Source organism: Aeromonas sp. HMWF016 (assembly GCF_963878195.1).
GTDB lineage: Bacteria > Pseudomonadota > Gammaproteobacteria > Enterobacterales > Aeromonadaceae > Aeromonas > Aeromonas lacus.
Map to the genome: position 1 here is coordinate 1 of NZ_CAWNWX010000023.1, position 9999 is coordinate 9999.

Here is a 9999-nt window from a genome sequence, read left to right on the forward strand (position 1 = left end):
ATAAGTATAAGCTACAGAAAATTATAAGTAATCCAATAGCCATTTTTCTACTATATCAGCACTTGTTTAAGGAAGGACGATGAGCATAAAGTCCACTCCCGAGGGCTAACTGGTCGATATCCGCCCGCAGGGGAGGGAGGGCAAGCGGATCCGCAAGCGTTTCAAGACCAAGTCCGAGGCCCATCAGTTCGAGCGTTGGGTTATTGCCACCGAACACAACAAAGAGTGGGTGGAGCGCCCGGCAGATAACCGGACGCTCTCCGAGCTTATCGAGCTCTGGTGGCGCTACCACGGCCAGACCCTGAAGTCGGGGGTAAATGCCATTACCCGACTGCGCAAATTGGATGCGGCGTTGGGCTATCCCCTGGCCCGGAAGATAAACCGCCTGTTGTTTGCAGAGTATCGGGCGCAACGTCTGCAAGCCGGTTGCCAGCCCAGTACGCTCAACTGGGAGCAGGACAGGCTTAGCGGCGTCTTTTCGGTGTTGATCGCATTGGGGCACTACCACAACGAACATCCGCTCAAGGGACTGAAAAAGGTCAAACAGGTAGACCGTGCTATGGGGTATCTGACCCATGAGGAAATTGGTCGCCTGCTAGCCGCGCTGACAGGTGATAACCTGAAAGTGGTCAAATTGTGCTTGGCCACCGGAGCCCGCTGGAGCGAGGCGACAGGGCTGCGGCGTGATGATGTGATTGCCAGTCGGGTGACTTACATCAACACCAAGAACGGCAAGAACCGGACAGTACCCATCTCGGCCGCCCTGGCAAAGGAGATCACCCAAGGTATTCACCGCGGCCTGCTATTTCACGACGTTGACTATCTGCTTGTGCGTGACGTGATCAAGCAAGTGGCCCCTGATTTGCCAGCAGGGCAGGCGGTTCATGTGCTGCGCCATACGTTCGCTTCTCACTTCATGATGGCGGGTGGCAATATCCTGGCGCTGCAAAAAATTCTGGGGCATCAGAACATTCATCAGACGATGACTTATGCCCACTTTGCACCGGATTATCTCAATGACGCGGTTCGCTTTAACCCGTTGGAAAACCATCTTCAACCAGCTTGAGCTTCCCCGAGAATGTGCAGAAAAAAGTGTCCACATTTTGCCAATTTTGGTGTCTTTTCACGTCCCAAAGTGTCCTCTCGTGTGGCACTCACTCCTTGATTTAAATGCAACTAATTGAAATTAAAGAAATAAAAATAGCAGCCTAGGCTGCCATTTTTTATACGCGTTTTAGTTGCTTGCATCAGGAGATCTTGCGATCCAGATCCGGCTCGAAGGGGTGACCAGATTTCTCCTGCTCCAGGTTGTCTTCGGAGCGATGGCCAGCCCAGTAGTCGGCGTTTTTGATACCGAGTTTCTCCGGGTGGAACACCGGATCCAGCCCTTTGGCCTGCTGTGCTTCATAGTCGCGCAGACAAGCGAAGGCGGTCTTTTGCAGCAGCAGGATGGCGATGATGTTGAGCCAGGCCATCAGACCTACCCCGATATCACCCATGCCCCAGGCTAGCTCGGCGGTCTTGACGGTACCGTAGACGGTAGAGGCCATCAGGGTCAGCTTGAGCACAAAAGTCAGCCAGGGACGGTTCACCTTACGGTTGATGTAGGCGATGTTGGTCTCGGCGATGTAGTAGTAGGCGACGATGGTGGTGAACGCGAAGAAGAACAGCGCGATGGCCACGAACATGCTGCCAAAGCCCGGCATCATGCTCTCCATGGCGGTCTGCACATAGCCCGGGCCTGCCGCCACACCCGCAATACCCGTATAGAGGGCAGTACCGTCCGGCCCTTGCACGTTATAGAGGCCGGAGATCAGCAGCATAAAGCCGGTGGCGGAGCAGACGAACAGGGTGTCGATGTAGACGGAGAACGCCTGTACCAGACCCTGCTTGGCCGGGTGGCTTACTGCGGCAGCAGAGGAGGCATGCGGCCCGGTCCCCTGACCCGCTTCGTTGGAGTAGACCCCGCGCTTGACCCCCCACATGATGGCCAGACCCAGAATGGCGCCAAAGCCGGCATCAAAACCGAAGGCGCTTTTCCAGATCAGCAACAGCACGCCCGGCAGGGCAGAGATATTGAGGGCGATGATGACGCAGGCCACGATGATGTAGCCCAGCGCCATAAAGGGCACCACGGTACTGGCAAAGTTGGCGATACGCTTGACACCACCGAAAATGATGAAGCCGAGCAACAGTGCCAGACCGGCCGCGGTCACGTTCGGATCGATATCAAACGCCGTCTGCAGGCTGGCGCCGATGGAGTTGGCTTGCACGCCCGGCAGCAGTACACCGCATGCGAAGATGGTGGCGATGGCAAACGTCCAGGCATACCACTTCATGCCAAGCCCTTTCTCGATGTAGAAGGCCGGCCCGCCGCGGTATTCGCCGTTGATCTTCTCCTTGTAGACCTGACCAAGGGTGGACTCCACGAAGGCGGAGCTGGAGCCGAGGAAGGCTACCATCCACATCCAGAACATGGCGCCCGGGCCACCGAAGGTAATGGCGGTGGCAACACCGGCAATGTTGCCGGTGCCGACGCGACCGGCGAGGGTCATGGCCAGCGCCTGGAAGGAGGAGACCCCCGCATCCGTGCTCTTGCCATCAAACATCAGCCGGACCATTTCGGCCATATGACGCAGTTGCAAAAAGCGGCTGCGTACTGAGAAGTAGAGGCCTACCCCCAGACACAGATAGATGAGCGCAGGGCTCCAGATCACACCGTTGATAGCATTGACGATCTCATTCATCTACAACAACTCCTTTGTTGTTTTGTGTTGTACTTCCGGCGAGATCTCTGTCTCGCTCGCTGTCATTGTGTTACGCCAATTGTTAACAAATGAGTTAACAGGTTGGCGCTGTGGTGAAGTGTTCGGCAGGGCACGATAGTGCGCCATGCATGGGCTGTAACATATCGAGTTGTTCCGGCGCTTCCCAGCGAAAAATGTTGCGTTGTTGCAATTTTGTGAATTGACAACTGCGTTGCGATAATGGCATGCGCTATTTTCTGTGACCAGAGATACCCGCTACCATGCTGATCTGCGTCTGCCGGAGCAGCCAGGATCCCGCTAAGCAAACAAAAGGCCAATCATGCAAATGTTCCCTGCTCCACTCGTTATCCGCGCTCCTTTACCGTCGGATGCCACTGCCATGGCCCACCTCTTTACCCAACTAGGGTATGCTGCAGAGGTTGATGAGCTGCTGCAACGTCTGTTGGGGCAGGATGCTGCCACCCGCGTCTTGCTGGCCGAGCAGGCTGAGACAGTGGTCGGCGTGCTGGTATGGCACTGGCTGCAACCACTGCATGTTGCACCTGCATGGGGCCTGATCTCGGCGCTGGTCGTCGATGATCGTGCAAGGGGAGGGGGCATTGGTGCTGCGTTATTATGTGAGGCCGAGCGTCAGGCTCGCGAAGCCGGGTGCAGTCAGCTGGAGCTTTCCAGCAGCCTCAAGCGCGAAGATGCCCACCGCTTCTATCTGGCGCAGGCATATCAGGAGCGGCCCAAACGATTCGTCAAACTGTTGTAAAGAGAAAATGAGAAGGAGTGAGCGTGCTGGGATTGTTCAACTGGTTTCGTGGCCGTGGCACGGTGAAAATGAGCGAAGAAGAGGAAGATCTGTGGCTACGTGCGCTTACTGTTGTGCCGATCTTGCAGGGGCTTACCGAGAGTGAGCAACAAACTCTGATAAGTCTGGGCCGTCAGCTACTCAAGCGCAAAACTCTGACCCAGCTTGGTGTTACCTTAAGCGAGCGCCAGCAAGCCATTCTGGCACTGCAGGCGGCTCTGCCTATCCTGCATCTTGGCGTTGACTGGTATCGCGGTTTTCACGAGATCATCATCATTCCCGAGCCCGTGACCCGGCGCCAAGAGGTGCAGGATGAGTTTGGGCTGGTGAGCGAAGTTGAAGAGGAGAACGCCGGTGAGTCCTGGCCCCAGGGGCCATTGGTATTGGCCTGGAGCGAGCTGCAGCTGGATGGTGACTGGGATGGCTTCAATCTGGTGATCCACGAGCTTGCCCACAAGATAGACATGCTGGGTGGTGAGGCGGATGGTGCACCGCCACTGCCGGTGCAGATGAGCCAGCAGGAGTGGCAGCAGGTGTTCCAGCATGCTTTTGATGCGCTCTGCCAGCAACTCGAACAGGGTGAGCCCCCCGCCATCGACCCCTATGCGGCCGAGCATCCGGCCGAATTCTTCGCGGTTTGCTGCGAGCACTTTTTTACCGACCCGTTGCGCCTGCGCAGTGTCTATCCCGAAGTTTACCGCCAACTGACACTGCTGTTTGGCCAGGAGCCGGCGCGCCGTTTTCCGCCGACCCGCCTGTTGGCCGGGGATGGCGAGGGCATGCTGTTGTGAATCCGGATTAACAACATGGCAGATAGCAAAAAGGCACCCGAGGGTGCCTTTTTTCAAGCTTGAGCGTGCGCCAATCAGGCAGCGGCTTTCAGCTGGACTGCTGTGGCTTTCTTGTGATCGCCGATCGGCAGGATGGTGCGGCCATACTGCTCGTTCAGTACGGTAGCCATGGCCAGATAGATGGCGCTGGCGCCGCAGATGATGCCTTCGAAACCGGCGATGGTGCCGATCAGAGTGCTGCCGGTGAAGTCACGGGCGGCCAGCAGGAAGAACAGCACGGTCAGGGAGGCGAACACGAACTGCTTCACGCGCGGGTAGTTGACGGTACCGATCAGCATGAACAGGGTGAACACACCCCACATCAGCAGGTACCAGCCCATGTAGGCGTGCGGAGTCGCTTCGGCCAGACCCATGGTCGGCATGATGAGCAGGACAACCAGGCTCAGCCAGAACAGGCCATAGGAGGTGAAGGCAGTTACACCGAAGGTGTTGCCGCGCTTGTACTCCATGATGCCCGCGATGATCTGGGCAATGCCGCCATAGCACAGGCCCATGGCCAGGATCATGGCACTGATGGGGAAGAAACCTGCGTTATGGATGTTCAGCAGAATGGTGGTCATACCGAAACCCATCAGACCCAGGGGGGCAGGGTTGGCCAATTTTTCGCTCACGTGGCGTTCTCCAAAAATAGAGGTGGGGTTAACAAAAAGACGCGCGATTTTAGGCAGCTTGTAAAACTGCCGCAAGGGGGGGAAGGGACTAAACCGTAAAAAAATTACGTATTTATTTGCAATGACGCCCAATTGTTCAGCAGGTCAGCCGATTTCGTGAGCAAAAGGTGTCAAAATAGTTGAGGGGTTGTATTTTTATTACGCGCAGGCGAACCGGATGAGGAGAAGCTCACTCATCCAGTGTCAGTACCACTTTGGCCTCCTTGTCCTCTTCCTTGACCTGACTGTCCAGCACAAACAGCCGCTCTGGCGTGATCCCCTGGGCATCCACCAAAAACTCCTTGGTGTTTTGTGCCCGGCGCATGGCGAGATTGCGCAGGGACTTGGCGGTGATGAGCTGTTGCTCCTGCAGCAGGGCAACCGCCTGAGCCCGCAGCGCCGCGCTCTTTTCATCAAGATGCAGGCGGTCGGCGAGATCTCCCAGATCTTCCCCGAAGCGATCTTCATAGGCCTGTGCCAGGGCATCTTGCATATCCTTATCCTGCTCCAGCAGATCGAGATCGCCCTGATTGCCGGTGAGTTTGGCGAGGGACCGCTCCAGTTTTTGCCTCTGCAGGATGGGGCGCTCTTCATTGAAGTTGACCTTACCACGGATATTCATGCTGAGCTTGGGGCGATCTTTGAGAGCCTGCGCCAGCTTGGTCAGCTTCTCTTGCTGGGTCTGGGTGAGATCTGGATCGCCCGGCAGAAAGGTGATCTCATCGAGATCTTCACTGCCGCCAGCCAGAGAGGCGAGCAACGAGAAGGGGGAGGTGATCGCCTTGCTCAGGGTGTTGCCAAGCACATCCCAGAAGATATTACCGAGGCTGAAGTCGGGCTGGTCAAGATTACCCTTCACCTTTAGGTTCATCTGGATGACGCCGTTGGCATCACTCAACAGCGCGATGGCCAGACCGAGTGGCAGATCCTTTGCTTGCTCACTCTTGATCTTCTCACCCAGTTGCAATTTCTTGATGGTAATGTCGTTGTCCCCTTCCAGCCGTTTGCCTTCCAGCTTGTAGTGCAGCTTCACCGAGAGCTGCCCCTTGTCGATGGCGTAACCGGCATAGGTGCCCGAGTAAGGGGTAAAGGTGGTCAACTCCAGATTGTTGAAGGCGACCGCAATGTCGAGCACCGGATCGGCGACCAGCAGGTTGGTACCGCCGCGGATGGTCACCGGGGCATAGCGATCCACCTTGCCATTGAAGGAGAGTTCGGAGCGCTGGCCCGGGATGTTGCTGATGTGGCGGCTCTGGCCGCCCAGCGAAGCGATATCAGCCACGAAATCCTGGCTCAGGCTGCGGTCGGCAAAGCGGAGGTTGCCCTGTTCGGTGCGCAGCTGGTCGATGGTGAATTGAAACGCGGGTGCCGCTTTGTTGCTCTTGCTCTGGGGGGGCGCGGCTTTATCCTTGGCTGACGCAGGGGCGGTCAGCAGCAGTTGCTGGATATTGGTCACGCCATTTTCGTTGATCTCGATGCGGGCGAAGGGCTTGGTCAGCGCCACATCCTTGATCTTCATCTTCTGGCTGATGCCGTCGTAATCGAGGCCGGTCAGCTTCAGGTCGTTGATCTCGAGCAGTCTCTGGTTATCGGCCCGATCGACCACCTTGAGGGTATGGATATCGAGCCCCCCTTGTAGCGTCAGCTTGCCCAGTTCCCCTTGCTCTGTGGTCGCCAGCGCAAGCTTGGTTTTGCTGCTGAGTTCGCCCTCTTTCACCTTGATCCGCAGCAGATCGTTCAAATAGGGTTGGGCCAGCACAAGAGGAAGTGCCTGTTGGGTTATCTCGCCACCGAGGGTAAAGGGGGCCAGGGTCAGCTGGCCATCAAAGGCGAGGGGACTCTTCTGGTTGAAACGGGTCGAGAGCGTCACTTTGCTCTGTTGTTCGCTCTTGCTGCCCAGCGGGCCTAATGCCAGCTGCAGATCCGATAGCTGTCGTGCCAGTGGTTTGCCACTGCTTGCTTCGGTGAGGGTGATATCCCCTTTGCTGATAGCGATCTGGTTGATCTGCCACTGCCATGGTTTGCTGGCGGGAGCCGGTTTCTCTTTTTTCTCTTTGCTCGGCTTGGTTGAGGGTTGATCGAGCAATAGTTCGGCCAGATCCAGCTCCTGCCGTTCATTGATAGTGGCCTTGAGGTGTGGCTGTTGCAGGGTGATTTTGCCGATATGCAGGGATTGTTTGTTGCCATCCACAGCAAGTTCAGCGATAGCCAGCTGGCTGAAGCGGGCAAACTCGTCACCTTTGTGCTGTTTGAGCTGCCAGTTGTCCAGCGTCAGCTTGCCTTTCGACAATTGCCACTGTACCCCTTGCTTGCCCTCTTTAAGCAGGTATTCCACCTCTGCATTGGCGTGCCCCTTGGCCAGATCCAGCTTGAGGTAGGGGGCCCAGAGCGGGGCAAAAGGTGTCAGCTCGACCTGCTTGAGGCTCGCCTTGCCCTGACCCATGCCGCTGGTGATATCCAGCTTGCCTTGGGCACTCAGCGTGCTCTTGCCGTTGAGAGTGGCAGCCAGCTGGTAGGCGGTGAGGTGTCCTGCGGATGTGCTCAGCCCCTCCAGTTGCAGCGCCAGTTTATCGAGCTTGAGCGAGGGCACCCACCCGGGTTCGCTCTCCTTGCGCTTATCCAGATAGGCAAGTTGGCCGTCGGTCAGCGCAACCCTAGCGATATCGACAATAACGGGAGCTGTTTTCGGTTCCGGCTCTGTTGCGGGTGTTGGTGCAAGCAGGGTTGCCAGTACATCGGTCAGATTGAGCCGAACGCCCCCCTTTTTGTCACTCAGCCGCTGCACCAGTACCACCGGCCTGGTCAGCGCGATGTCGCTGAGTACCACCCGTTTTTGCTGCCAGCTTGCTTTGAGCTCGGGGGTCACTTGCAGATGGGCGAAGCTGACCAATGGCTGCTGCTTGTCATCGAGCAATGAACTGGGGCCGATTGTCAGAGCGGGGTGGCGCAAGCTGACATCGATCTCGCCAAGTGTGAGGTGAATGCCGTAGTGTTCGGCCAGCCAGCCGGGCAGGTAGCGCTGGAGCAGCCGCGGAGTTTGCCACAGCAACAGGGAAATGAGGATAAGTAGTAGCAGGAGTGCGTAGACCAGGTAGCACAACCGGCGAGCTCGGGGGGATGCGGGCATGGTGGTCTCCATTTGATGCACTCCCATTCGGTTCCCGTCATGGTACCGAAAAGTCAGATAGTAATCATGGGGTTGCGTACTCTGATACGCCGTACTTTGTCCAAAGTCGATCCAGATCACCTGTTTGGCGCAGCTTGGCCAGCCACAGCTCCAGCTGGGCAGGGGTAATGCTGGCCTCGGGATCAAAGATAGCGCGGTGCTGGTAGCGCTGGTCCCACTTTTGCGACACAAGCAGCTGTGCCTTTACCTCGGGGTTGCTGAGCAGATACTGGTTCAAATAGGAGATATTAAGGATGGCGATATCACCGCGTCCCTTGAGCAGGGCTTGCAGGGCACTGACGTTGTCCTTGAACAGCGTGATGTCGAGATGGCTGTGCAAATAGACCGGATCTGCATTGAACTGGCCGATGCCGTAGTGATAACCGGTTACACCGATAAGGTGGTGCAGGGAGGGATCCTCGAAAAAACGCTGGTCTCGCCCGGGGGTCTTGAGGGCAACATAGACTTCACCACCACCAAGAAAGGGGGAGGTCATCTTGAACTTGTCGGTTTGCCAGCCCCATTTGCTGTCTTCAAACAGCATCAGCGAGAAGCGGCCCAGATCGAGCGCCTTGTAACGATTGGCGGCCGAGGTGGGAACAAACACGAATCTTACCTCTTGCTGGATCTCGTTGAGCTTGGCGATGAGGTCCAGCGTCAGTCCTTCATAGTGGTCATCCGACACTTTGACCACGAACGGGGCATAAGGATAACCGCCGACCTTGATAAGGGGATGGCTCCAACCGGACAGACTGAACAGAAGTAAAAACCAGCACCAATATTTCATGGACGTCCCAGGGCAATTGCATAACCCCAGATTCGGTTAATCTGTTGCGCTTTTCAAGTTGTTAAGGGAATTAACACAGCGCTGTTCGGCTGCCTCCAGCTCGGCCATCACCATCTGGATATCCTCCAGTTGCTGGTGCAGGGCACTGCGCTTGCTTTCGATCAGTCTGATCATGGAGTTGAGCTGGTTTTTGCTCGATTTGTCGGTGTCGTACATATCGAACAGCTCGCGGATCTCGGCCAGGCTAAACCCCAGCCGTTTGCCGCGCAGAGTCAGCTTGAGCCGGATCTTGTCTTTGTGGCTGTAAATGCGGGTCTGCCCCTCCCGCTGCGGGGTGAGCAGCCCCTCGTCCTCGTAGTAGCGGATAGTGCGTGGCGTAACATCGAACTCGTGGGCCAATTCCGAAATGCTGTAGGTGATCTCCTTGCCGGGCAGGGAACGGGACATGGTTATGACTCCTGTTGCTGGGAGTGTGGCTGGCAGAGGCGGGCACGCAGCCGCTCGGCATTGGCGTGCAGGGCCTGACCGACCCGCGAGCCATTGGGGCGGCCGAGCTGCTCGCTCACCCACTGGCCGGTGGCCGCCAGTTTGTCGAGATCCACCCCCGTCGTCATGCCAAGGCCGTGCAGCAGGTAGACCACCTCTTCAGATGCCACATTACCGGAGGCGCCCGGGGCATAGGGACAGCCGCCAAGGCCTGCCACCGAGCAGTCGATGGTGCGAATACCCCGCTCCAGCGCGGGCAGCAGGTTGGCCAAGCCCTGACCGTAGGTGTCGTGAAAATGGACCGCGAGCCGCCCCGCCGGGATCTCGTGCAGCACCGCATCCAGCATGGGGGCCACGGTGCCAGGGGTGCCGACGCCTATGGTGTCCCCCAGCGAAATTTCGTGGCAGCCGAGATCAAGCAACTGTTCGGCCATGGCTGCGACCCGCTTGGGCCGGGTCGGGCCATCGAACGGGCAGGCGATGACGGTGGAGAGG

8 protein-coding genes and 1 pseudogene are annotated in these 9999 nt (G+C 57.3%); 3 read left to right on the forward strand and 6 right to left on the reverse strand.

Features of this window, described 5'->3' with window-relative positions; translation table 11 throughout:
• Positions 1-109: 109 nt before the first annotated feature.
• Positions 110-1066 (forward strand): phage integrase, encoded by a 957-nt coding sequence (locus tag AACS24_RS02710; RefSeq protein WP_375123932.1) that lies wholly within the window; start codon positions 110-112, stop codon positions 1064-1066.
• Positions 1067-1247: 181 nt separating this feature from the next.
• Here the strand turns inward: AACS24_RS02710 and AACS24_RS02715 are convergent, their stop codons facing one another.
• Entirely contained in the window at positions 1248-2747 is a 1500-nt protein-coding gene (locus tag AACS24_RS02715; protein ID WP_033113114.1) for an alanine/glycine:cation symporter family protein, read from the reverse strand.
• 340 nt (positions 2748-3087) lie between these two features.
• Here AACS24_RS02715 and AACS24_RS02720 point away from each other — a divergent pair, with 340 nt between their 5' ends.
• Complete coding sequence (locus AACS24_RS02720) at positions 3088-3525, forward strand: GNAT family N-acetyltransferase (RefSeq protein ID WP_033113113.1); 438 nt, start codon at positions 3088-3090, stop codon at positions 3523-3525.
• Between the two features lie 32 nt (positions 3526-3557).
• Complete coding sequence (locus AACS24_RS02725; protein WP_258222886.1) at positions 3558-4355, forward strand: M90 family metallopeptidase; 798 nt, start codon at positions 3558-3560, stop codon at positions 4353-4355.
• A 74-nt stretch (positions 4356-4429) separates the two neighbouring features.
• Here the strand turns inward: AACS24_RS02725 and AACS24_RS02730 are convergent, their stop codons facing one another.
• From AACS24_RS02730 to AACS24_RS21775, 5 genes and pseudogenes are all read right to left on the reverse strand, one after another.
• Positions 4430-5026, reverse strand: coding sequence for an acetate uptake transporter (locus tag AACS24_RS02730; protein WP_108570514.1), 597 nt, complete (start codon positions 5024-5026; stop codon positions 4430-4432).
• Between the two features lie 229 nt (positions 5027-5255).
• Positions 5256-8204, reverse strand: a complete 2949-nt coding sequence (locus AACS24_RS02735) for a DUF748 domain-containing protein (RefSeq protein WP_108570515.1) — start codon at positions 8202-8204, stop codon at positions 5256-5258.
• A gap of 52 nt (positions 8205-8256) precedes the next feature.
• Positions 8257-9018, reverse strand: coding sequence for a substrate-binding periplasmic protein (locus AACS24_RS02740; RefSeq protein ID WP_108570516.1), 762 nt, complete (start codon positions 9016-9018; stop codon positions 8257-8259).
• A 36-nt stretch (positions 9019-9054) separates the two neighbouring features.
• Positions 9055-9465, reverse strand: a complete 411-nt coding sequence (locus AACS24_RS02745) for a MerR family transcriptional regulator (RefSeq protein WP_108570517.1) — start codon at positions 9463-9465, stop codon at positions 9055-9057.
• A 2-nt stretch (positions 9466-9467) separates the two neighbouring features.
• Positions 9468-9999 (reverse strand): annotated as a pseudogene (locus AACS24_RS21775) (hydroxymethylglutaryl-CoA lyase); the annotation flags it as partial.

What these genes read in the sequence shown, in the direction of transcription:
- AACS24_RS02720 (WP_033113113.1), top strand. Translation starts at nt 3,088, where the DNA reads ATGCAAATGTTCCCTGCTCCACTCGTTATCCGCGCTCCTTTACCGTCG.
- AACS24_RS02735 (WP_108570515.1), bottom strand. Translation starts at nt 8,204, where the DNA reads ATGGAGACCACCATGCCCGCATCCCCCCGAGCTCGCCGGTTGTGCTAC.
- AACS24_RS02715 (WP_033113114.1), bottom strand. Translation starts at nt 2,747, where the DNA reads ATGAATGAGATCGTCAATGCTATCAACGGTGTGATCTGGAGCCCTGCG.
- AACS24_RS02745 (WP_108570517.1), bottom strand. Translation starts at nt 9,465, where the DNA reads ATGTCCCGTTCCCTGCCCGGCAAGGAGATCACCTACAGCATTTCGGAA.
- AACS24_RS02740 (WP_108570516.1), bottom strand. Translation starts at nt 9,018, where the DNA reads ATGAAATATTGGTGCTGGTTTTTACTTCTGTTCAGTCTGTCCGGTTGG.